Origin of the sequence: Haloarcula argentinensis DSM 12282 (assembly GCA_000336895.1) — an archaeon.
GTDB lineage: Archaea > Halobacteriota > Halobacteria > Halobacteriales > Haloarculaceae > Haloarcula > Haloarcula argentinensis.
This window is the reverse complement of the sequence record AOLX01000015.1, coordinates 66,330-87,036: the sequence shown is the minus strand read 5'-3', so window position 1 is coordinate 87,036 and position 20,707 is coordinate 66,330. Positions and strand designations below refer to the sequence as shown.

The window sequence follows — 20,707 nt, the reverse complement described above, 5'->3', positions numbered from 1 at the left end:
TTTCGCTGGGCGTACCTCTGTCCGATTCCGTAGCAGTCGACACTCTCACTCCGATTCGACGGCAGCCTGCTCGAACTCCTCCCAGTCATCACCCATCCACTCTTGCAGGCGGTCAGTGACGCCGGCGAAGTCCTCGCCGTCCTCGAAGGACTCGACGACGACCCAACCGTCGCCGTTGCGGTCGTAGCCGAGACTGTAGCCACGGTCGCCGTTGATGATAACGACGAACGCGGCCACCACGTCGAGGTCGGGGAAGAACCCGACCGGCGCAAACCCGTAGTCGTCGTGCTGGGCTTCGAGGGCCGAGATTTCGCTCGTCGAAAGCGGTCTGTCGGGCAGTGAGTCCGTCAGTTCGGTCATTACGTCGCAGTCGTGGGGAGAGGATTGAAAGCGTTTCGAGCGGGATGCGGTCAGGGGCTCTCAAAGTGTGAGACAAACATAACGTCGGCCAACATTGAAGTATTATCATGACTTTTGTTAACATGGAGATTCCTACGCTCCCGGCGGGAACGACCGTCGTACCATCCGGGATTGGCATCGGCGGACGATCATCGCCGGTGGAGGCTGGCCACTCCACCGGCCACGTATCGCTTTGAAACCAACGGCAAACGGAGCAGCTGACACCTCACCCCCACCCCCACCACTTTCCCTGCTCCCGTTTTTCGAGGTGTTTTCGATACAGCAGTCCGTACGTTGTCCTGATAGGGCCGACGAGGGCCGGTGGGGTTTTCTGCCAGTACACGTAGCGTCGGGTATGGATGCTGGGCGGCTCCCTGGGACCAGCGGCCCCGAGCAGATAGTCGCGCACGTCGACATGGACTGTTTCTACGCCGCCTGCGAACAGCGTCGGGAGCCGGCGCTCAGCGGCGAGCCGCTCGTCGTGGGGATGGGCTACGAGAACGGCGCGACCCACGGGGCCGTCGCGACAGCGAGCTACGAGGCTCGAGCATACGGTGTCGAATCAGCGATGGCCATCTCCGAGGCACTGGAACGCCTCCCCCGCAAAGTCGAGGCCGTCGAGGACCCGGACCTCGATGTTGAAGACGCCGGCTTCTACCGCCCGGTCGACATGGACTTCTACGAGTCCGTCGCCGCGGATGTCCGGAACATCCTCCATACAGAAGCGGACGTCGTCCGCGAGGTGAGTATCGATGAGGCGTATCTGGATGTAACTGAGCGGGTCTCATGGGAGACTGTCGAGTCGTGGGCAAGAGATCTGAAAGACACAATCGAGTCAGCGGTCGGCGTGGTCGCGAGCGTCGGTGTCGCGCCGACGATGAGCGCCGCGAAGGTGGCCAGCGACCGCGACAAGCCGGACGGGCTGGTCATCGTTGAACCGGGTACCGTCCGGGGCTTCTTCGCCGATTTGCCCGTCGAAGACGTCCACGGCGTCGGCCCGGTCACCGCCAGGGAACTCGACTCTCTAGACGTCGGGACTGCGGGCGACCTGGCGGCCGCCGACCCGGAACTGCTGGCCGAGCGCTTCGGCGAGCGCGGCCGCGAGATACGCCGCTACGCCCGCGGCGAGGACGAGCGCTCGGTGACGCCGAAAGGCGACCCCAAGAGTCTCTCGCGGGAATCCGCGTTCACTGACGCGACGACCGATATGGAGACCAAGTGTCGGCAGGTTCGCACCCTCGCCGACGCTGTCGCTGACCGCGCACAGCGAAAGGGTGCGCGCTACCAGACTATCGGCATCAAGGTCGTGACGCCGCCCTTCGACGTGAACACGCGTGCCCGGTCGCTCCCTGGTCCGGTCGAGGAACCCGAACTGGTCAGACGCATCGCGCTGGATCTGCTCGGCGAGTTCGCTGATGATCCGGTTCGGAAGGTCGGGGTTCGCGTCTCGAACCTGGACTTCTCTGCCGGCGAACAAGCTAATCTGGACGGGTTCGGCAGTGACTCCGGAACCGAAGAGAAGAGCGATAGCTCCGTCGCCGACAACAGCTCAGAGACGGCTAACGAACAGGACGGGGACGGACAGGTCGGACTCGGAACGTTCGGTGAGAACGACGGGGGCAGCGAGGCTGCCGAGGACACGGGAGGCGAGGGAACGGACGCCAGTGAGTCGCAGGTTTCACTTCCGCCCGGTCAGACGACGCTCGCGGATTTCTAAGGGTTCTCAGGCGACACCGTGCTCCAGATTCTCAAGCAGTTTCCCGACGAACAGGCCGGCTCGTGGCGAAATAGTGTCGTCGGCCGGGACTTCTGTCGGATGCGCGGCCAGCGTGTCGACGAACCGCTGGCTGTGGGTCATCGCGTGTAACATATCGACCACGTCGACCACCAGCCCCTCGTCACTGGTGTCCATCCCGGCGTACCGTTCCTTCTCAGCCTCGGAGTAGGTGATCGTCCAGGCTGGCCCGCCAGCGGCCGCGACGATGTCCGCCAGCGGGGCCACTTCGAGCGGGCCGTCGTCGCTCCCGACGTACACCGTTCCGTCCTCGACGAACGTCTCGTACCTGTCCATGGCCAGCCCCAGCCGAACAAGTATGTCAAGGTGCCCCACTACAATAGCCGTTACCCCGTCTCAGACTGGCTGGCAACACTCGCTATCTGTAGCATGTTCGCATCTCGCTGTACCTGAGACCCCGTTGGTCAGCACAACCGGTTTACAACTGTCGTTTGTCAGGGAAGATATGGTTGAGTTCGGACCACGCGACCGCGAGGCGGTCTACAAGTCCATCTACTCGCGACGGGATATCAGACGATTTGCCGCTGACCCGGTTCCCGAGGACGTGCTGGCACGGATTCTTGATGCTGCACACAACGCGCCCAGCGTCGGGTTCTCGCAACCGTGGGATTTCGTCGTGATCGAGGACGAGCAGACGAAATCAGCGGTCGCAGCGATTGCCGAACGGGCGATAGCCGCCGCACGCGAAGGCTACGAGGAGCCCCGCAAATCAGATTTCGGCCAGCTGAAACTGGAGGGAATAACCGATGCACCAGTGAATATCTGTGTTACCTGTGACCCCACTCGTGATGCACCACACGTTCTCGGCCGAAACACGATGCAGCGGATGGACGTTTATTCGACGTGCCTTGCCGTCCAAAACCTCTGGCTCGCCGCCAGTGCCGAGGGTATCGGTGTCGGCTGGGTCTCGTTCCTGTACCCCCACGAACTCCGTGAGGTGTTGAACATTCCACACCACGTTCAGCCTGTGGCCTACCTCTGTGTCGGCTACCCGGAAGACGGCTTCCCTGCTGAACCGGTACTGCAACGGGAAGGCTGGCGTAGTCGCATCGACAGAACGGAACTGGTCCACTACGACGAGTGGGACCCCAGTCGGACACCCGAACCGCAGTCATAACCAAGTCAGAATCGAAGCCCCGTTGATAGCACACGAGAATGAAGCCCGAGCGAGATCTCGAAGCGGTTTTGAACGGGTTCGCCCTGTGCCCAGACCTGTTCCACAGCTGATGGGCGTCTGACGGAGAGTTATGGGGCCTGCACGCCTCATTCGTGACAGAAACGCATGGCAGAGACCGAACAGATAACTGTCGCGACGACGAGCGCGGGGCCGGGTGGGACCGGGGAACCGGGAGAAACTGTCAATCTCCCGGTGGTGGAACTGCTGACCGGCCGGGGGTTCATCACCGGCAAGAGCGGGTCCGGGAAGTCGAACACGGCGAGCGTCATCGCCGAAAAACTGCTGGACAACGGGTTCGGCCTGCTTATCGTCGACATCGATGGCGAGTACTACGGCCTGAAAGAGGAGTACGAGATCCTCCACGTCGGCGGTGACGAGGAGTGTGACATTCAGGTCACGGACGACCACGCCGGCAAGATCGCGTCGCTGGCGCTGGAGCAGAACGTCCCCATCATTCTCGACATCTCGTCGTTCCTCGACGAGGAGGAAGCAGAGACGCTACTGACCGAGGTCGCCAAGCAGCTGTTCGCGAAGGCGAAAAAGCAGAAACAGCCCTTCCTGATGCTCGTCGAGGAGTGCCACGAGTGGATGCCGGAGAAAGGGTCGATGGGCGAGGTCGGGAAGATGCTCATCAAGATCGGGAAGCGCGGCCGGAAACACGGGCTCGGCATCGTCGGCATCAGTCAGCGCCCGGCCGACGTGAAGAAAGACTACATCACCCAGTGCGACTGGCTGGTCTGGCATCGCCTGACCTGGAACAATGACACGAAAGTGGTCGGGCGCATTCTCGATAACAAGTACGCCGACGCCGTCGAAGACTTGGATGATGGCGAGGCGTTCATGATGAACGACTGGGCCGAGCAGGTCAGTCGGGTCCAGTTCCACCGCAAGCAGACCTTCGACGCAGGTGCGACGCCGGGCCTCGACGACTTCGAGCGTCCGGAGCTCAAGTCCGTCAGCGACGACCTCGTCTCCGAACTGGAGACCATCAGCGACGAACAGCAGGAAACGGAGGACCGCATCAAGGAACTCCGCGAGGAGCTGGACAAGAAGAACTCCCGCATCGCTGAACTGGAGGCGGAACTGCAGGACGCCCGGGACCTCTCGCGGATGGCCGAGCAGTTCACCGAAGCGATGCTGGATCAGGCCGAGGACTACAACCCCGGTCGGACAGAACAGGAGAAGATGCGCCGCCAGCGCGAACGGTTCACCGACCAGCAAGCGTCGGACAGCGACGCAGATGCCGACAGCGAGGCGGACGCCAACGGTCCCCGCAACGAACAGCCCCCGGAGCCGGACGAGACCGCTGACGCCACGTCCGGTGGCGGGTTCGGCGACGCGTTCAGCGCCTTTGCCGAGGACGGGGCTGCGATGAACGGCGGGAGCGCCAGTGGCAGCGCAGACGCGAACGGCAGCAGCCCGGACATTGAACCTGAGTCAGATATCAGCAGTGCGGACGCCGAACCGGCGTCGAACGGTCACGCTGAGAACGGTGCTGTGGCGACGAACGGGGCCAGCCCAGACAACAGTGCGGCGGCCGTGCCAGCCAACGGCCAAGCTGAGACAGACACTGCTGCGGCTGATGACGAAGATCTAAGAGCGGCTATTGCCGAGGCCGTCGAAGCTGAGCAGTCGGACGGGGCAACTGAAGCCGCCGAAGACGAGACGTCATCCGATGCTGATAGCCCCGCTGTCTACGCCGACCTTCGAGCCGATATCGAAGAACTGGACCGAAAGACCTGCCGGATGCTCGCGTACTACCGCGAACAGGGTCCAGGGACGCCGCTGAACGCCCATTTCTCGGCCGGTGGCTCCGGCGATCGGACGGGGGCCTATGCGCGAAACAGGGAGCTCCGGCTCCGCGGGCTGGTCGAACACGTCGGCCGTGGAAAGTACGACACGCGGCTGGCGGCGCTGGTCCAGGAAGAGAGCGACCGCCGACTCGACGACGACGAGGCCGAGTCGGTTGTCTCCCAACTCGAATCGGCGTTTCTGGACGGGGACAGCGAGTAAAAACTCGTACCGCGATACCGGCGATTTTACAGCAGCGGTTCGACGAGGTCTTCGAGCGCTGCGCGCGGATCGTCAGCCTTCGCAACGCCGCTGGCCAGCAGGACGCCGCTCGCGCCGAGATCGCTCGCCGAGACGAGGTCCTCGCCGGTCGAGATGCCGGCCCCACAGAGCACGTCCACGTCGCCGTTGACGCGAGCGGCGGCGTCGACCGCGCCGGTCACAATGTCCGGGTCGGCCTTGCTGACGGGCGTGCCGGTCCCGATGAGTTCCGGCGGCTCGACGGCGACGCCGTCGGGGTCGAGCGCGGCGGCCGCACCGATCTGTGCGGGGTTGTTCGCACAGACGATGGTTTCGAGGTCTGCGCGGTCGGCGGCGTCGAGCGCGCCGTCGATGTCTGCGAGTTTGAGTCGGTTCTCGGAGTGGTTCAGCAGTGTGCCGACGGCACCGGCGTCCGCAGCGGCCTCGGCGAGGGTACTGCCGGTGTGGCTGCCGTGTTCGACGGCGCTGACGTGCTGGGCCCACGTCTCGACACCGGTCTCCGCTACAGCGCTGATCTGTGCGGCCTGTGGCGCGACAGCGACACGAACGCCGGAATCGTCGCTCACGTCAGCAGCGGCGGTCGCTACTTCCACTGGATCACACGGGTACGCCTTCAGATTGACAAGGACGAACATACGAAACGCACCGGTTGCTGTGGGGAAATAGGTTGCGAAGCCGCCGTTTGGCGGCCCTATCACTGTGCTGTCGATCCATCTCGGTCCGGCGCTCGGGGATGACAATTATTACGCTTCAGCCGAGACAAGAAACGAGACAAGCCGTGACAGCAGGGGATGACGACACACCGACCGTTCTGATAGTTGAAGACGAGCAACATCTGGCCGACCTGTACACCGATTATCTGTCCGACCAGTATCACGTCCAGACGGCCTACAGCGGCGAGGAAGGCTTGGAACTGCTGTCGCCCGACATCGACGTGGTGCTGCTCGACCGCCGGATGCCAGTCGTCTCCGGCAACGAAGTGCTCGCACAGATCGAGGAGAAAGGCCTTCGATGCCGTGTCGCGATGGTTACCGCCATCGACCCAGACTTCGACATCATCGAGATGCGCGTCGACGACTACCTTGTCAAACCTGTCACTCGCGACGACCTTCAGGAGGTCGTCGACCGACTGTACAAGATCCGAGAGTACAACGATCGACTCCGAACACTCACATCGAAAAAGCTCAAGCGCAACGTCCTCCGCGTCGAAAAGACTGACCGGGAACTGCAGGACAGTGAGCGCTACCAAGCCCTTCAAGATGAGATCGAAACCATCTCATCGAACGTCGAGTCACTCGCCGACGAGCTCGACGTCGAGGAAGGCGACCTCCAACTGTAGCTAGTCCTTTCGCTTCACGACGTCGCCGAGCGTGTACTCGCCGTCGCTGCTGCCGCCGGACCACTCCGTCTCGTCGGCACTGCCGCCGGCGCTCAGGGAAATCTCGAGTGCACTTTCGAGTTTCTTCTGGACGTCGTCACTAGGCAGTGAGTTGCCCTGTTCGAGCTTCCGGATCAGGCTCGCCTTCTCGTTGAGTTGCTTGGCGAGTTCCTCTTGGCTGAGGCCCTGGGACTCCCGACCCTTGCGGATTCGGTCGTGGTAATCCTGTGCGATCTCGTCCATCTCGTCGAACATGTCCCGACGGCGGCCACCGGACCCGCCACCACCCGAAGAACTCGACGAGGAGGACGAACTCGACGACGATGACGAGGAGGACGACGTCGAGTACTTCGTCGACGTGGACGACGTCTCCTCCGTCTTGACCTCCGTGCCGAAGTCGGTACACTCGTCGCAGACGTCGAGTTCGGCTCCCTCGATTTTGACGCGGTTCGGAGACGAAACCTCCGTTCCGCACATCTCGCACTGAACCATACCGACGGCTTGGACGGGGCGCGGTATAAATGGTGCGCTGGCTACTCCAGCGCGCCCATCGCGTGATAGAACCGCTGGGCGGCGGTAACGTGGCCGACAACGGCGAACACGACCAGCAGCCAGCCGACCAGCGTCAGTCCGGCCAGTGCGTTCGGGACGAACGCCGCGACGCCCGTGACCACACCGACGAGTGCAAGCCGGTCAGCGCGACCGAGCAGGCCGCCGTACACGCGGTCGAGGCCGACCGCCTGTGCCTGCGTCCCGAGATAGGAGGTCATCAGGACGCCAGTGACGGCGGCGATGCCCAGTTCCCACTGGCTCACACCGGCAGCGAGGCCGACGATGATGCCGATGTCGGCGTAGCGGTCCAGCACGTGGTCCAGCAGGTCACCGCCTGAGGACGCGACGTTCAGTTCCCGCGCGAGCGCGCCGTCGACGAGGTCTAGCCAGCCATTCAAAAAGACGAGAACGGCACCGCCGAGATACAGCAGGGGGTCCTGCGCCGCGACGGCGTACACCCCGCCCGCACCGAGGGCCAGCAGAAACGCGATGACGCTGACGCCGTTGGGTGAGAGGCCGGCCACCTTGGCGGCGCTGACGAACGGGCCAAGCGCGCGGTCGGCCAGCGGGCGGAACTTATCGAGCGTCATAGCCAGTCGATGTAGGAGACAGTCCCCGCACTCGGCTCTCGTTCGCCGTCCACGACGGCCTGAATCTCCTGTGCCACCTCATCGGGGTCTCGGTCCGTCGTCTCGATTTCGTAGACGGACTCCATCCCGTGCTCCTCGACGGCCTCGCCGAGGATGACATCAAGCGCTTCCGATTCCGCGTTCTCGTAGGCCTTTGAATCGTCGTCGCCGCGCTCACGAAGCCGCTCGACGATGGTTTCAGGGTGGGCTCGCAGCACAATCACCCGGTCGGCGTCGAAGTGATGCGCGAGGTGGGATTCGAACAGCACGTCGTCACGGCCGTCGAGCCACTCCGACAGCTTGTCCAGGTCCGCGACGAGGCTCCCGCGGTCCTCGTCGATGCCCGTTGAAAACCCCTCGTCCTTGATGATGTCATTGAGATGGAAGACATCGAGGTCTGTGTCGAGGTGTTCTGCTGCCGTGGTCTTGCCCGTCCCCGGCGTCCCGGTCACGGCGACTCTCACGCCTTGACCTCCCCGATGACCTCGTTCAGCACTGAGACGGCGCGTTCCGTGTCCTCGCGCGTCCCGCAGGTGATACGGATGCATTCAGGGAGCCCGAACGAGGAACAGTCGCGGATGATGACGCCGCGCTCCTGTGCGGCATCCGCGACGGCCGACGCGTCGCCGACCTCTGCGAGGATGAAGTTCCCCGCGCTGTCCCAGGTCGGCGCGTCGAGTTCCTCGGAGAGGTACTCCCGAGCCCACGAAGCGGTTTCGACGGAGCGCTCGACGTGCTCGTCGTCGTCGAGCGCCGCCAGCCCGGCACGGCAGGCGAGTTCGCTAGCCGAGAACGGCGTGTTGATGCGAGCGTAGGCGTCAGCCCAGTCTTCGGGGACGACCGCGTAGCCGAGTCGAATCCCCGCGAGCCCGTAGGCCTTCGAGAACGTTCGCAGGAGCGCAACGTCATCGCGGTCGGCCAGCAACGGCCGCTTGCTCGGCATTTCGGTGAACTCACCGTAGGCTTCGTCGACGACGACGAGGGTCTGCTCGTCGGTTTCTTCAGCGATCGTCCGGACCGCGTCGGTCGTGAACTCCGCCCCGGTCGGGTTGTGTGGGCTGGTGAGGTAGACGATGCGCTCGCCGTCGTAGTCTTTCAGGACGGTGTCGGCGGTCTGAGCGAAGTCGTCAGCCTTCGAGAGCGTGTACTCGTTGACCTCGCCGTGGTGATAGCGGGCGCTCATTGCGTAATACGCGAAACCCGGCGACGGGACGAGCACCTCCTGACCGGGATCGAGCATGGCTCGGGCGAGGCAGTCCAGCGCGCCATCGCCGCCGTTGCTCAGCCACACCTGTTCCGGTGTTACGTCCCACATGTCCGCCAGTTCGTCGACGAGGTCGGCGTGGGAGGCCTTCGGATAGGAGTGCATTCGCTCGGCCGACCCGCGAATCGCCTCGACGGCGTCCGGACTCGGCCCGTACATGTTCTCGTTCGACGCCAGCTTCACCATGTCGTCCGGGTCGAGACCGAGTTCCCGGGCGACCTCCTCGATACCGCGACCTGCCCGATAGACAGTGTGAGCGGAGAGGTCCCGTGGTTCCATGGCTGTGCAAAACGGACGGGGCGGCTTAAGCGTGCTCACATCGGGCGTGGCCGTGGCTCCCCCAGCCAGTTTCGCACAGAAATTTGCTGGCGGCTTCCCGTGAGAAACCCGTCGATGACGGGTAAGGCACGGAATAGCACGCTCCCCATCGAAGCTCTGTCAGTCAGTGGTAATGAGCGTTACGGTGAGCCACTGTCCAGTCGCCGACAGCTGTAGCCACCGAAAACGGTAACACACCATAGGTCCTGTTAGCCTGCAATGCCGCTTCTCATCGATATTCGGAAACTCACGCTCATCACCAGACTCATTCAGGACGGGGCCGAGCAGGTCGCCGATTCGCTGGCGACGCTGGCCGGCGTCGACGCCGCCGTCGAGATCAAGAGCCTCTCGTTCGTCCAGCCGGAGGACATCGACACCGAGATGGGTGGCGGGAACATCTACAGCGCTCGCGTCCGGCTGACAGAGCCGCCCTACGGCGTCTTCCTGATGACGTTCGAGACGGAGACGGCCGCGGAGATTGCGGAGCTGATGACCGGCTCCAGCGTTGACGATGGGTTCACACAGCTCCACGAGTCCGCACTGCAGGAGATGTGTAATATCCTCACCTCGGGCTTCATCGACGGCATCGCAAACACGCTGAACGCGACCATCAATATGGGGACGCCAACGGTCGTACAGGACGACGCGACCGAGATCGCCGACAAGGCGCTCTCGCATGTCCGCCGGGACTCGCTGACTATCGTGCTCGACTCGCTCGTCGACATCAAGGAGAGCGATGTGGCGTTTTCGCTCCGCATCTTCCTCATCCCCGACCCCGGCTCGTTCGTCCACCTTATCGACCAACTGGACTACGACACCGACCGCGAGACGCACATCTCTGCCGACACCGACGCGGTCAAAGAGCTCGATATGTCGGGCGATGCGGACGCCCTCGATGCCTTTGATTCTTCGGAGTAACTGTACCGAACCCACGACGTTGAAGAGGGTCGCGTCCAACCGCCGCATATGAGTGTCGTAAACGCGGCTGTCTTCGGGGTGCACCTGATATTCGCCGCGCTGTGGGCTGGAACCGTGTTGTTCATGACCTACGCTGTGCTCCCGACGGCGATGAACGGCGACTCCTCGCCGGGACCGCTATCAGCGATTACCGGGAAGCTCAAGACGGTGTCCCGGGCGAGTGCAACGCTCCTGTTTCTGACGGGTGGACATTTGGCAGCGACCCGCTACACCGCCGAGTCGCTGACGGGGACTGGTCGCGGCCACCTCGTCATCACGATGATCGTCCTGTGGTTCACTCTGGCCGGCCTCGTCGAGGTCGGCGCGTCGAAGCTCAGCGACGGCTTCGACCAGCAGAAGGTGCGCGAACCGGCTCGGAACGCACGCCCGTTCCTGCTGGGGGCGTCTCTTGTATCAATTCTCCTCTTGCTCGACGCCGGCGCGATTCTCGGCCTGTACTGAACGGCCGAGATATCAGTTACCGCTTCCTCCTCCCGCATACCTGTATCAGCAGATACAAATCACTATCCGGCATATCAAAACTCAATGTGGCCGTGGGGACATCTCGCCGTCGCCTACCTCGTCTACGTCGTGTACACTCGGTTTGACCCGACCCGTCGCCAGACAGCGGCCACGTTGACCGCGCTGGCGGTGGGGTCGCAGTTCCCGGACCTGATCGACAAGCCCTTCGCCTGGACGTTCGGCGTCTTGCCGTCCGGGCGGTCGCTTGCACATTCCGTGTTCACCCTCCTCGTTCTCACAGTGGTCTTGCACCGACTCGCGGTCCGATATCGCCGAACGGACCTCTCGACGGCTTTCACGCTCGGTGCATTCGTACACATCCTGACCGATATGAGCCCGACAGCGGTGGCAGGGCTGCTCGGCGGCGACCTGACACAGTTCCAGTGGCTGCGCTTTCTCGTCTGGCCGCTCCAGCCACCGCCACCGTACGCCAACGACACCTCCTTCGTCGAGCAGTTCGCTTCGCTCTCATTCGAACCGTACGTCCTGTTTCAGTTCGGACTGTTCGGCCTCGCCGTCGCCGTGTGGCTCGCACACGGCGCACCCGGTTTCCGGGCAGTCACTCGCCGGAGCAAAGCAGTGTTCACCGAGTCTGCGGACTAAAGCCGCTCGGAGACGTGGTCCGCGCACTTCAGTGCGAGCGCGGCGATGGTTAGCGTGGGGTTCATCGATCCAGCGGTGACGAACACCGACGAGGACGCGATCGAGAGGTTGGCCACGTCGTGGGTCTGCAACTGTGGGTTGACTACGCTCTTTTCGGAATCCGTTCCCATCCGCGTCGTACCCATGTGGTGGTATGCCGGCCCGGTGTCAGCCGGCCCGACCGTCCACGAGATGTCGACCCCCAGCTCCGACAGCACGGCGTGCTGTATCTCGTTCGCCCGCGAGAGCGACCGCTCCAGTCGGTCGCCCCACGACCACTTGATGTCCGGCACCGGGTTCCCGTGGTCGTCTGTCGTTGACGTGTCCAGCGTTACGCGGTTTTGCTTCCGTGGCGGCTGGCCGACCAGTCCGCCCATCGCGATGCTGGTGCCGTAGCTTTCGCGGAGGCCCGACAGCAGCGTATCGCCCCACTCCTCGCCGGAGAGCGCGAGTTCGACCGGGGACGGACCGGCGTAGTTCAGGAACTCCAGTTTCAGCGGCGACAGCGCCTCGTCGGTCGCCGCAACGACCGTCTCGCCGTCCGAGACATGCTCGACTGCCTGCCCGGGGTCGTCGTAGAACTGGTGACACTCGCTCGTGAGAAAGCCGACGTGGTTCTGTCGCGTTTCCCGGTCAAGCGTCCCGCCCGCCCCGGCGAACAGGTGGTCCATGAAGTAGTGGCCGACCAGCCCCGAGCTGTTCGCCAGCCCATCCGGGTGGCCGTCGCTCGCCGACAGCAAGAGGAGTCGCGGTGTCTCGACGCCGCCCGCTGCAATGACGAACTCGCGGGCCGTCTGGCGGTGTTCGGTCCCATCCGGCGTCGCGTAGACGGCCGCCTCGACGCGTCCGTCGGCGTCGGTAACGAGGCGCTGGACCGGCACACGGTCGATGACTCTGGCTCCCTCGGCTTCGGCGTCCTCGATGTGGACGCTGGCGTCGTATTTCGCGCCGGAGGGACAGACCGGCTGGCAGGTCCCGTAGCCCACACACGACCCCCGCCCATCGTACGGTTCCGAGTTTCGAGCGTTAGGAACGGAGTGCATCGTGATGCCCAGGCGCTCACAGGCCTCGGCGAACAACGAGTCGCTGTACGACGGCGGGAATCCGGGCAACGGATATGCACCGTCCCGCGGTGGTGCGAAGGGGTTGTCCGCGTCACCGGCGACCCCGATCGCCCGCTCGGCGTCGGCGTAGTACGGCCGCAGGTCCTCGTAGTTGATCGGCCACGCTGGGTCGTCGGTGTCGTGGCTGCCGTCGAAATCCGAGGGATGCAGCCGCATCACCATCCCCTGCCAGTGCAGCGTCGACCCGCCGACGCCTTTGACCCGTGAGATGTTCAACGGGTAGTACCGCTCGCCGCTCGCACTGAACGCGTCGCGGTCGCCGCCCATCTCCCAGACGGACCCGTGGTCGCCGGGCCGGATCGCCGCCTCCATCTGCTGCTCTCGTTTCGATCTGTCGAACCGCGGCCCGGCCTCCAGCACGACCACCTTCTGTCCGTCGCTGGCGAGCTGGCTCGCGATGAGTGCCCCTGCCGGCCCCGCCCCGACGACACAGACATCCGCCCGCTCGGACGGCTCCCGGTCCATTTCAGCATGGGTTAGGCAAGCCTAAACTTATACGTTGGCATCTCGGGTGCTGTATACGGCGACTACGTCGCCTCCCAGCCATCATAGGCCGTGTCGGCACGACAGTATGGTCAGACGTACTCGCTTCGCTGCGCGCGACTTGTAGGGTTTGAACTCCGTCTAGTTCGCTCGTCGCAGAACGGGCGTGGCGGGAGTGAGCAAACGCGGCGCGTTTGCGAACTACGCCACGGCCGCGAGTGTGTTTCGAGCGGACGCGAGAAACCACGAAGCGGGCGTGGCGGGATTCGAACCCGCGTTCTAGGGGTTAGGAACCCCTCGCCCTGGTCCACTAGGCCACACGCCCTACCGGGTGGTCGATTGAGCGGTGAAAAATCCTTTCGTTATCACTATCGCCCGCTGAAAACGGAGAAGTGGTCGAGATTACGTCTCGGTTTCTGTCGCCGTCTCGGTCGATTCGGACGAGTCCACGGCGGACGCGTCGGCCCCTTCTGCAGCGCTGCCATCACGCATTTCTTCGAGTTCCTGTTCGACTTCTTCGCGCCCCTTCTGGAACTCGCCCATGGCTTCGCCAGTCGACCGCGCTAGTTTTGGAATTTTGTTCGCGCCGAACAGCAGGACGGCGATGAGGAGGATGACCATCATCTCCGTCGTCCCGGGCATCCCCGGGAACAGTACTCCGGATGTCCCTAACATTGTATCCGAAGGTTACGTGGTTGCTATTATAACCTTTTTGCTCAGGACGGCTTGGCAGGCGAGTCACTGCCGTCGAGACCGACTCTCCAGTACTGGCTGGCGTGGGCAGCAGACCGAACGGTAGTCATAACTGAGCCGTGGCCGCTTTGTCTGTCGAAACGGCCTCGCCGGGAACCGACGGCGAGGCCTGACACAGGGGGCGTGGGCAATGGGTGTGGCTCGGAAGCGGCAACACGAGGCACTGGATCTCTGACTTCACGGTGTCGCTGGCTTGGGTTGGCACGTCGATGGGTAGACCGCAGCATGTCCACGGGACTGTGTCGATAGCTGGGGCTGTTCAGGTGACACGATTTCCGTGGCCATGTCCGGCATACATGGTCTACCTGCGTGCGGGTTCGCACCCGCAGTACCGGCTACACGCTCGTGTCAATTTGTTATATTCTTGTTAAGCCACTGTTCACCAGCCATAGCGCAGGACGGGTACACTCTCTGCCCGGGGATATAACTGCTATCGGGCGCTCAGAGATACCAGATGCCGGCCGATAGTCACACGATGGAAGTCAGGAGCGGAGAAGAGGTAACGATCCGACCGATCAAGCCCGTCGGGGAGGACGTCGTTCGAGTCGATATCGAGGCTGACGGGGTGTGGCGACTCGATATCACGCGTGAGGGCGAAATCGCTGACGTTGTCACGACCCGTGACGCCGACGGGACACTTGCGGACCGCGACCTGCCGGAGTGGATCGACGAAGTCACGGCGAAGTTTGCACAGTTCTGAGCACGTCCGGACTCGGTCAGGTCGGAAAGGGTTTTACTCGCCTGGGTCAACTCGGCAGTATGGTCTCAGTTGGAGACGTTGCGCCTGATTTCACGGCACCGATCGCAAACGGCGACGTTGATGAGGTAACTCTGTCCGAGGCGCTCGACGACGGGCCTGTCGTGCTCGCGTTCTTCCCGGGCGCATTCACCAGCGTTTGCAGTCACGAGATGAACTCGTTTCAGGACCGACTCGACGAACTCACCGAGGCAGGAGCGACGTTGTACGGTGTCAGCATCGACACACCGTTCTCACAGAACGCATTCCGGGACGAACTGGGACTCGAGTTCGATCTCGTCAGCGACTCCGGGCGGGAGATCGTCGATGCCTACGACATTTCGATGGACTTCGCGGCACTCGGCGTTCCGAACGTAGCAAAGCGAGCTGTCTTCGTTATCGACGAGAACCAGGAAGTCACGTACGCCTGGGTCAGTGACGACCCTGGCGTCGAACCGGACTACGACGAGGTTATCGACGCCGCCACCTGATCGCGCCGGTGGGGGATTTTTCGCGGTGGGTCGTCTGGGTTGTGGCATGAGCGTTGATAGCGACGATACCAGCGGCCGTATCTACGACCCCGAGGCGGACCATGCGTTCCCGGACGGGCGACTGAATGCAGTTCTCGACACCATCACGGCTGACGAGGAGATCCAAGCGTATCTCGAAGCCCAGAACATCAACCCCGTCGCGCGCAAACAGTACAACGACCACGGCGCGAAACACATCGGTATCGTTCGGAACCGAGCGCTGTGCCTGTATGACCTCCTTAAACAGGGCGGCGTCGAGTTCAACGGTGCGGCCGACCATGGCCTCGACGAGGCTGACGAGGCCGTCATCATCGCACTTGCGACGACGCTGCACGACATCGGGCACGTCGTCCACCGCGATTCACACCCGTACTATTCGATCCCGCTTGCGGCCGACATCCTCGATGACCTCCTCGATGAATTCTACGACGTTCGACAAGCAGTTCAAATAAAAGGCGAGGTGTTACACGCGATTCTCTGTCATCACACCGAAGAAAACCCGCTGACGCTGGAAGCCGGCGTCGTTCGCGTTGCCGACGCGCTGGACATGGAGCGTGGCCGTTCTCGCATTCCGTACAAGCGCGGCGGACGCGGTATCGACACCGTCTCCAGCCAGGCTATCGAGACGGTGACGCTGAGCCCAGGCGACGACTATCCTGTCCTCGTCGAAATCGCGATGAACAACGCGGCCGGCGTCTATCAGGTCGATAATCTTCTAAAAGCCAAACTCAAGCACTCTGGACTGGAAGAACACGTCCGTATCGTTGCGCTCAACACTCGAGAGGACGGCAACCAGATCGTCGAACGAATCGAACTCTAAGCAGGAGCGACACAACGGTTTTGTACCGTGCTTCCCTAGCTATGCCTATGAGTCTCACTCCCATGGATGAGCCACGGGGTGCCCGGGGCAAGACGGACGACGGTGACGTGCCGTCGCCCTCACTTCTGGACCGGGTCAGGTACCGCGTGCGCTCAGCCATTGAGACCATTTCGTTTGGGGAGAGGTGTGTTGAGTGGCTTGATAGACGTGGTCGAGACAAACCACAGTCGACGATTCACACGGATGGGTTCGCTGACGATGTCGTTGCGCCGCCAGAGTGTCCGTCAATCAGCGATCTTCCGACGCGGTCACGACCATTTACGTACCCGACGCGGAATCACGCGGAGAGCAACACTGTCGACCTCATCGCAGTCGAAACTGGAGACCAACTCACTATGACACATCCAGACGACTCTGAGGCGAAAATAACATCTGATATCTGGGTCGACGTCGAACAGTAACCAGCGTGATCTTTGCTTTCTTGCCCTCCAGTGTCGGCATATCTCTCATTGAAGCACTGTCACACTCGCTTTAGCTAGCAACGTAGTACCTCATTCTTCGCACCTGCGAGACTACCGATTGGGTGCCGTTGTTATAGATGGACATATATGTATATATAACCTTGAGCGGGGTGCTGTTATCGATTTTGATGTTATGGGCGAGAAACTTTTTTAAACGCAATTGCTTGACCAAACATGGTCGGCATTGGTCCATTCGGAACACTAGAGGTTGTAGGTCTGCTCGTTGCAGTAATCGGCTTAGTACCCGTCCTCTCACAGTATCGGGAAGAAACTCGGTGGTTCACCGCCGGGTACGTCCTCCTTGTGGTTGGAATGGTAGCAACAAACCTCGAAGCGGTCGTTCTCGGTGATGTACTGAATTTTGTTGAACACGGCGTCGGAATCGGTGTTGCTGGGATTACTTTCTTCCTAGCCGCCTATCTTCGTCGGGAGAACCGGATCAAAACTGAGGGCTAACAATGGTCGGAATTACACCCATCTTCGACGGTCTGGGCGCGCTCGGCTTTGTCGCTGCGACTGCGCTTGGCTGGCTCAATTATCGGGACACTGAAGCCGAGTCGGCCTTCTGGCTGACGTTCAGCTTTGCATCCACGCTTGGGGCCGTCTGGACATTCAGCCTCATGCTGGAGAAAGCCGGCATCTACGTAGAGGTGTTCAATCTGGCAACAGGGCCGTTGATGACATCAACCGTTGCCGTCTTCGCTATCGGAGGGACAGCCACCCTCTCGCTTGTCACGGAGATGCAAGAACTGGTCGACGAGGCAGAGACGAAACGACAGGAAGCAGAGCAAGCGAAACAGAAGGCAAACAAACAGCGCAAGCAGGCAAAAGACGCACAGCGTGAATCCGAGGAGGCGCGAGCGGAGATCGAAGAACGCGAGGCGGAGCTTGAGCAGTTGACCGCAGATCTAGAATCGACCGCCACGTCCTACGGCCAAGCGATGGAACGAGCAGCGGCTGGGGATCTTACGGTCCGAGTAGACGCGGATAGCCAGAACGATGCGATGGCAAGAATCGGGTCGGGGTTCAACTCGATGATGGACGAACTCCAGACCGTTATCGCCGAGATCCAATCGTTCGCACAGCAGGTTGACACGGAAAGCACAGAAGTCACAGGCGGGGCTTCGGATATCCGGTCCGCCAGTGCAGAGGTCGCCGAGAGCACTGAAGAGATTTCTGCCGGAACGGAAACACAGAGCGAGAAAATTAACGAAGCGAGCAGCGAGATGAGCGACTTATCGGCGACGATTGAAGAGATCGCCTCCTCGTCTGAAGAAGTCGCTACCCAGTCACAGCAGGCCGCAGAACTGGGTCAGGAAGGTGAAGAATCGGCCGGGACAGCCGTCGAAAAGATGGCCACGCTTGAAGCCCGGACTGATGAAACCGTCTCGGAGGTAGCAGAACTTCAGAATGCTGTCGAACGAATCGAAGAGGTTGTGAACCTGATAAACGACATCGCGGAACAGACGAACATGCTCGCGCTCAATGCGTCAATTGAGGCCGCGCGTGCCGGTGAAGCGGGTGAAGGATTTGCCGTTGTGGCGTCCGAGATCAAAACGCTGGCCGGTGAGACTGCCGACGCAACCCAGGAAGTCGAGACACTAATCGAGGGGATCGAAGAATCGACGGAAAGTGTCGCCGACGATATCTACGACACGCAGTCGGAGGTCGAGGAAACTCGGGAAACAATCGACGAGACAGCCACCGCACTGAATCGAATTGTCACCGAAGTCGAGGAGGCCAGCAGCGCGATCCAGTCGATCAGCCAGGCCACCGATCAACAGGCTGATTCCGGGCAGAAGGTCGTCACGATGCTGGACGAAGTTACATCGATTAGCGACCAGACAGCCGAACAGGCACAGGAAGTGTCGGCGGCAACGGAGGAGCAGACTGCGACGATTCAGGAGATTGCGACTAGTGCTGATTCGCTGTCAGACAGCGCAGAGCGACTCCTCTCCCTTGTCGCCCAATTTGACGTACAGGAGCAACAGGCCCAGACAGGGGCTGTGAATGCGGGAGCGACGACGGACTAACAGAGAGACAACGACTAAAAATCGTACTGCGCGATGTCACCGGAGCCACACACTGGACAGGTCGAGCTATCCGTTTCGATAGTGGTTCCACAGCGTCGACACTCCAGATGTGACCGCTGTTGAGTCCCCACGACACGGCGTAATCGCTCGATCATATTGCCAGACAGGGAGCCAGGCCGTATATAACCGGGTAATTCACAGTGAAAGTGAAAACCGCAAGACTGAGGGCCGATCCCGATGGGTCGTCAGCCGGGCGTCAGACAGCACTATCACGCCATCTGGGCCGCCAGTCACGACAGTTACGCGCGGGCCTGCTCACCGCGGTCCCGCTTGCCGGACGCGTACAGAAGTGCCAGAAACAGCCCAACTGCGAACAGCCAAACCACCACCAACCAGAGCAGTATCGATTGGACTCCACTCCAGAGCATGGGCTGTAAGCGTCACTATCCGTACTTAATTAGTAGCACTGTATCGGGAACGGATACAGTGACACAAGTGGATTATACCTCGGATAACCGTGACACCGACGTCGGTAACCCTCTACACCGCTCTTACTGACTCGGCACGCACGAAGACCCCGCTCCTGTCGGCCGCGCAATCCCGACACTCGTCTGTCCCGGGCCGCCCAGACGTTTTTGTGCATGCCGACGTAGCCACGCCCGATGACGGGAACAGCCGCGGCCGAGCCCACTGTGATGACGTTCACGTCGACTGTCGACCGTATCGATTCGACCGCCGTCGTGCTAGCGGAGACGTACTTCTACGCTGAAGGCGGTGGTCAGCCGGCAGACCGGGGCACTCTCGGTGGCGTCGAAGTCGTCGACGTCCAGCATCGAAACGGCGATATCGTCCACGAACTGGCCGAACCGCCAGCGTTTGAACCGGGCGAGACAGTCGAAAGCCAGATTGACACGGCATTCCGAACGTACTGCATGCGTGCCCACACGGCCAGTCACGTCCTCTACGGCGCTGGTCGTCGGCTGCTGTCAGATCTCGGCTACGGCGGGTTCGACATCAGCGCGACAATCCCGGACGATGCCGGTGGCGACGAATTCGGACCGGCTATCTCCGGGAAGGTGCGTGTAGATTTCGAAACGACGACCGAAATCGACGACGAGACACTCACCGAACTTGAGCGGCTGACTAACCGCGCGGTCTGGGAATCATACGACGTGACCTGGGAAGAAATCCCGCGTGACGAGGCACTGGACCGCGACGATATCGCGTTCAACACGAAGACCGAAGAGGGAATCGAGGGTGAGACAGTCCGTGTCGTCACCATTGAGGACTGGGACGTGGCAGCCTGTGGTGGGACACACGTCGGGAACACGCGGGAGATCGGGCCAGTGACCGTGCTCGGTCGGTCCAACCCCGGCGAGGGTCTGACTCGCGTCGAGTTCGCCGTCGGTCCGCGAGCGATCCGCCGGCGCACGACCGAGCACGAGCGGGCGATGGCTGCCGCCCAGTCGCTGGATACGAACGTTACTGAACTCCCGGATGCTGTCGACGGAGTTCAGTCGGAGCGCGACGACCTCCGGAATACGGTATCGGACCTCCGGGAGCGTCTGGTCGATTCTCGTCTCGCGGAACTGCGTGATGCTGCCGTCGAAGTGGACGGACAGCGATGGCTTATCGGGACCGTGGCCGGCCTCGACGCGAACGCGCTCGCTGACCGGGCGGAGTCCGCCGTCGACGACGACATCGACGTGGCCGCGCTGGTGGACGCCGATGGCCAGTATCTGGGCGTCGGTACGACCGGCGGCGTCGATGCCGGCGAGGTGGTCGATCAGGTGACCACAGAGTTCGGTGGCGGCGGTGGTGGGCGACCGACAGTCGCACAGGGCGGTGGGCTCGGCGCTGATGGGGATGCTATCGTCGCCTTCCTCAGGGACCTCTCTGGAAACGTCGATTAAGCGGGCGATAGAGGCGGCCAGTCCATCCGCTTCGCAATCGGCTCCGGTCCCGTTTTCGCAGTTGATAGCTGGGCCAGTGCGTACATGACTGCCGGCAGGAATCTCACAC

24 protein-coding genes and 1 tRNA gene are annotated in these 20,707 nt (G+C 62.0%); 14 read left to right on the top strand and 11 right to left on the bottom strand.

The window, feature by feature from the left end:
* Positions 1–45 precede the first annotated feature (45 nt).
* Positions 46–360 carry a hypothetical protein gene (locus tag C443_RS07155; protein ID WP_005535127.1) on the bottom strand — a complete coding sequence of 105 codons (315 nt, stop codon included), beginning with the start codon at positions 358–360 and terminating at the stop codon, positions 46–48.
* Between the two features lie 394 nt (positions 361–754).
* Between C443_RS07155 and dinB the strand changes: the two genes are divergently transcribed.
* Positions 755–2,116: a DNA polymerase IV gene (gene dinB, locus C443_RS07150; protein ID WP_005535126.1), complete on the top strand. Its 1,362-nt coding sequence runs from the start codon at positions 755–757 to the stop codon at positions 2,114–2,116.
* A 6-nt stretch (positions 2,117–2,122) separates the two neighbouring features.
* On the opposite strand, the gene C443_RS07145 is transcribed toward dinB, so the two are convergent.
* Positions 2,123–2,470, bottom strand: coding sequence for a hypothetical protein (locus tag C443_RS07145; RefSeq protein WP_005535125.1), 348 nt, complete (start codon positions 2,468–2,470; stop codon positions 2,123–2,125).
* Between the two features lie 169 nt (positions 2,471–2,639).
* Here C443_RS07145 and bluB point away from each other — a divergent pair, with 169 nt between their 5' ends.
* Positions 2,640–3,311: a 5,6-dimethylbenzimidazole synthase gene (bluB, locus tag C443_RS07140; protein WP_005535124.1), complete on the top strand. Its 672-nt coding sequence runs from the start codon at positions 2,640–2,642 to the stop codon at positions 3,309–3,311.
* 165 nt (positions 3,312–3,476) lie between these two features.
* Positions 3,477–5,384 (top strand): helicase HerA domain-containing protein, encoded by a 1,908-nt coding sequence (locus tag C443_RS07135; protein WP_005535123.1) that lies wholly within the window; start codon positions 3,477–3,479, stop codon positions 5,382–5,384.
* A gap of 26 nt (positions 5,385–5,410) precedes the next feature.
* On the opposite strand, the gene tpiA is transcribed toward C443_RS07135, so the two are convergent.
* On the bottom strand, positions 5,411–6,058 hold the full coding sequence (gene tpiA, locus C443_RS07130; RefSeq protein ID WP_005535122.1) for a triose-phosphate isomerase: 648 nt from the start codon (positions 6,056–6,058) through the stop codon (positions 5,411–5,413).
* Positions 6,059–6,156: 98 nt separating this feature from the next.
* On the opposite strand from tpiA, the gene C443_RS07125 reads away from it, so the two are divergent.
* Positions 6,157–6,762 (top strand): response regulator transcription factor, encoded by a 606-nt coding sequence (locus C443_RS07125; RefSeq protein WP_049943952.1) that lies wholly within the window; start codon positions 6,157–6,159, stop codon positions 6,760–6,762.
* On the opposite strand, the gene C443_RS07120 is transcribed toward C443_RS07125, so the two are convergent.
* Genes C443_RS07120 through hisC form a run of 4 tightly spaced genes read right to left on the bottom strand, consistent with a single transcriptional unit; the run spans position 6,763 to position 9,525 of the window.
* The gene (locus C443_RS07120; protein WP_023843198.1) at positions 6,763–7,293 is read right to left on the bottom strand and encodes a multiprotein bridging factor aMBF1; all 531 of its coding nucleotides are present in this window, start codon (positions 7,291–7,293) and stop codon (positions 6,763–6,765) included. It abuts the gene before it with no gap.
* A gap of 41 nt (positions 7,294–7,334) precedes the next feature.
* Positions 7,335–7,943, bottom strand: coding sequence for a CDP-alcohol phosphatidyltransferase family protein (locus C443_RS07115; RefSeq protein WP_005535114.1), 609 nt, complete (start codon positions 7,941–7,943; stop codon positions 7,335–7,337).
* Complete coding sequence (locus C443_RS07110) at positions 7,940–8,446, bottom strand: adenylate kinase family protein (protein ID WP_049943951.1); 507 nt, start codon at positions 8,444–8,446, stop codon at positions 7,940–7,942. Before C443_RS07110 ends, C443_RS07115 begins: the two co-directional genes overlap by 4 nt.
* Positions 8,443–9,525, bottom strand: coding sequence for a histidinol-phosphate transaminase (hisC, locus tag C443_RS07105; RefSeq protein ID WP_005535110.1), 1,083 nt, complete (start codon positions 9,523–9,525; stop codon positions 8,443–8,445). The genes C443_RS07110 and hisC overlap by 4 nt, the downstream gene beginning before the upstream one ends.
* Positions 9,526–9,783: 258 nt before the next feature.
* Here hisC and C443_RS07100 point away from each other — a divergent pair, with 258 nt between their 5' ends.
* The 3 genes from C443_RS07100 to C443_RS07090 all read left to right on the top strand — a co-directional run bounded on the left by C443_RS07100 (position 9,784) and on the right by C443_RS07090 (position 11,646).
* Positions 9,784–10,482, top strand: a complete 699-nt coding sequence (locus C443_RS07100) for a chemotaxis protein CheC (RefSeq protein WP_005535108.1) — start codon at positions 9,784–9,786, stop codon at positions 10,480–10,482.
* A 48-nt stretch (positions 10,483–10,530) separates the two neighbouring features.
* Positions 10,531–10,983, top strand: a complete 453-nt coding sequence (locus C443_RS07095; protein WP_005535107.1) for a hypothetical protein — start codon at positions 10,531–10,533, stop codon at positions 10,981–10,983.
* An 84-nt stretch (positions 10,984–11,067) separates the two neighbouring features.
* Positions 11,068–11,646, top strand: a complete 579-nt coding sequence (locus tag C443_RS07090; protein WP_005535105.1) for a metal-dependent hydrolase — start codon at positions 11,068–11,070, stop codon at positions 11,644–11,646.
* On the opposite strand, the gene C443_RS07085 is transcribed toward C443_RS07090, so the two are convergent.
* The 3 genes from C443_RS07085 to C443_RS07075 all read right to left on the bottom strand — a co-directional run bounded on the left by C443_RS07085 (position 11,643) and on the right by C443_RS07075 (position 13,934).
* On the bottom strand, positions 11,643–13,274 hold the full coding sequence (locus C443_RS07085) for a GMC family oxidoreductase (protein ID WP_005535103.1): 1,632 nt from the start codon (positions 13,272–13,274) through the stop codon (positions 11,643–11,645). The genes C443_RS07090 and C443_RS07085 overlap by 4 nt on opposite strands.
* Positions 13,275–13,543: 269 nt before the next feature.
* Positions 13,544–13,617: transfer RNA gene (locus C443_RS07080), tRNA-Arg, on the bottom strand.
* Between the two features lie 77 nt (positions 13,618–13,694).
* On the bottom strand, positions 13,695–13,934 hold the full coding sequence (locus C443_RS07075; protein WP_005535101.1) for a twin-arginine translocase TatA/TatE family subunit: 240 nt from the start codon (positions 13,932–13,934) through the stop codon (positions 13,695–13,697).
* A gap of 586 nt (positions 13,935–14,520) precedes the next feature.
* Here C443_RS07075 and C443_RS07070 point away from each other — a divergent pair.
* From C443_RS07070 to C443_RS07045, 6 genes are all read left to right on the top strand, one after another.
* Positions 14,521–14,745: a hypothetical protein gene (locus tag C443_RS07070; RefSeq protein WP_394295050.1), complete on the top strand. Its 225-nt coding sequence runs from the start codon at positions 14,521–14,523 to the stop codon at positions 14,743–14,745.
* A gap of 59 nt (positions 14,746–14,804) precedes the next feature.
* A complete protein-coding gene (locus tag C443_RS07065; protein WP_005535098.1) occupies positions 14,805–15,272 on the top strand; it encodes a peroxiredoxin in 468 nt (155 codons plus the stop codon).
* 46 nt (positions 15,273–15,318) lie between these two features.
* On the top strand, positions 15,319–16,131 hold the full coding sequence (locus C443_RS07060; RefSeq protein ID WP_005535096.1) for an HD domain-containing protein: 813 nt from the start codon (positions 15,319–15,321) through the stop codon (positions 16,129–16,131).
* A gap of 62 nt (positions 16,132–16,193) precedes the next feature.
* Positions 16,194–16,592, top strand: coding sequence for a hypothetical protein (locus C443_RS07055; protein ID WP_005535094.1), 399 nt, complete (start codon positions 16,194–16,196; stop codon positions 16,590–16,592).
* A gap of 234 nt (positions 16,593–16,826) precedes the next feature.
* Positions 16,827–17,108 (top strand): hypothetical protein, encoded by a 282-nt coding sequence (locus C443_RS07050; protein ID WP_005535092.1) that lies wholly within the window; start codon positions 16,827–16,829, stop codon positions 17,106–17,108.
* 2 nt (positions 17,109–17,110) lie between these two features.
* Positions 17,111–18,685: a methyl-accepting chemotaxis protein gene (locus C443_RS07045; RefSeq protein WP_005535091.1), complete on the top strand. Its 1,575-nt coding sequence runs from the start codon at positions 17,111–17,113 to the stop codon at positions 18,683–18,685.
* 299 nt (positions 18,686–18,984) lie between these two features.
* Here C443_RS07045 and C443_RS22110 read toward each other — a convergent pair whose 3' ends face one another.
* Positions 18,985–19,113, bottom strand: a complete 129-nt coding sequence (locus C443_RS22110) for a hypothetical protein (protein WP_005535089.1) — start codon at positions 19,111–19,113, stop codon at positions 18,985–18,987.
* Positions 19,114–19,347: 234 nt separating this feature from the next.
* Between C443_RS22110 and C443_RS07040 the strand changes: the two genes are divergently transcribed.
* The gene (locus C443_RS07040; protein WP_005535088.1) at positions 19,348–20,598 is read left to right on the top strand and encodes an alanyl-tRNA editing protein; all 1,251 of its coding nucleotides are present in this window, start codon (positions 19,348–19,350) and stop codon (positions 20,596–20,598) included.
* The last annotated feature ends 109 nt before the right edge of the window (positions 20,599–20,707 follow it).

Excerpts from the sequence above, each read along its gene's own strand:
- C443_RS07155 (WP_005535127.1), bottom strand. The coding sequence starts at position 360 with ATGACCGAACTGACGGACTCACTGCCCGACAGACCGCTTTCGACGAGC.
- dinB (WP_005535126.1), top strand. The coding sequence starts at position 755 with ATGGATGCTGGGCGGCTCCCTGGGACCAGCGGCCCCGAGCAGATAGTC.
- C443_RS07145 (WP_005535125.1), bottom strand. The coding sequence starts at position 2,470 with ATGGACAGGTACGAGACGTTCGTCGAGGACGGAACGGTGTACGTCGGG.
- bluB (WP_005535124.1), top strand. The coding sequence starts at position 2,640 with ATGGTTGAGTTCGGACCACGCGACCGCGAGGCGGTCTACAAGTCCATC.
- C443_RS07135 (WP_005535123.1), top strand. The coding sequence starts at position 3,477 with ATGGCAGAGACCGAACAGATAACTGTCGCGACGACGAGCGCGGGGCCG.
- tpiA (WP_005535122.1), bottom strand. The coding sequence starts at position 6,058 with ATGTTCGTCCTTGTCAATCTGAAGGCGTACCCGTGTGATCCAGTGGAA.
- C443_RS07125 (WP_049943952.1), top strand. The coding sequence starts at position 6,157 with ATGACAATTATTACGCTTCAGCCGAGACAAGAAACGAGACAAGCCGTG.
- C443_RS07120 (WP_023843198.1), bottom strand. The coding sequence starts at position 7,293 with ATGGTTCAGTGCGAGATGTGCGGAACGGAGGTTTCGTCTCCGAACCGC.
- C443_RS07115 (WP_005535114.1), bottom strand. The coding sequence starts at position 7,943 with ATGACGCTCGATAAGTTCCGCCCGCTGGCCGACCGCGCGCTTGGCCCG.
- hisC (WP_005535110.1), bottom strand. The coding sequence starts at position 9,525 with ATGGAACCACGGGACCTCTCCGCTCACACTGTCTATCGGGCAGGTCGC.
- C443_RS07100 (WP_005535108.1), top strand. The coding sequence starts at position 9,784 with ATGCCGCTTCTCATCGATATTCGGAAACTCACGCTCATCACCAGACTC.
- C443_RS07095 (WP_005535107.1), top strand. The coding sequence starts at position 10,531 with ATGAGTGTCGTAAACGCGGCTGTCTTCGGGGTGCACCTGATATTCGCC.
- C443_RS07090 (WP_005535105.1), top strand. The coding sequence starts at position 11,068 with ATGTGGCCGTGGGGACATCTCGCCGTCGCCTACCTCGTCTACGTCGTG.
- C443_RS07085 (WP_005535103.1), bottom strand. The coding sequence starts at position 13,274 with ATGGACCGGGAGCCGTCCGAGCGGGCGGATGTCTGTGTCGTCGGGGCG.
- C443_RS07075 (WP_005535101.1), bottom strand. The coding sequence starts at position 13,934 with ATGCCCGGGACGACGGAGATGATGGTCATCCTCCTCATCGCCGTCCTG.
- C443_RS07070 (WP_394295050.1), top strand. The coding sequence starts at position 14,521 with ATGGAAGTCAGGAGCGGAGAAGAGGTAACGATCCGACCGATCAAGCCC.
- C443_RS07065 (WP_005535098.1), top strand. The coding sequence starts at position 14,805 with ATGGTCTCAGTTGGAGACGTTGCGCCTGATTTCACGGCACCGATCGCA.
- C443_RS07060 (WP_005535096.1), top strand. The coding sequence starts at position 15,319 with ATGAGCGTTGATAGCGACGATACCAGCGGCCGTATCTACGACCCCGAG.
- C443_RS07055 (WP_005535094.1), top strand. The coding sequence starts at position 16,194 with ATGGATGAGCCACGGGGTGCCCGGGGCAAGACGGACGACGGTGACGTG.
- C443_RS07050 (WP_005535092.1), top strand. The coding sequence starts at position 16,827 with ATGGTCGGCATTGGTCCATTCGGAACACTAGAGGTTGTAGGTCTGCTC.
- C443_RS07045 (WP_005535091.1), top strand. The coding sequence starts at position 17,111 with ATGGTCGGAATTACACCCATCTTCGACGGTCTGGGCGCGCTCGGCTTT.
- C443_RS22110 (WP_005535089.1), bottom strand. The coding sequence starts at position 19,113 with ATGCTCTGGAGTGGAGTCCAATCGATACTGCTCTGGTTGGTGGTGGTT.
- C443_RS07040 (WP_005535088.1), top strand. The coding sequence starts at position 19,348 with ATGACGGGAACAGCCGCGGCCGAGCCCACTGTGATGACGTTCACGTCG.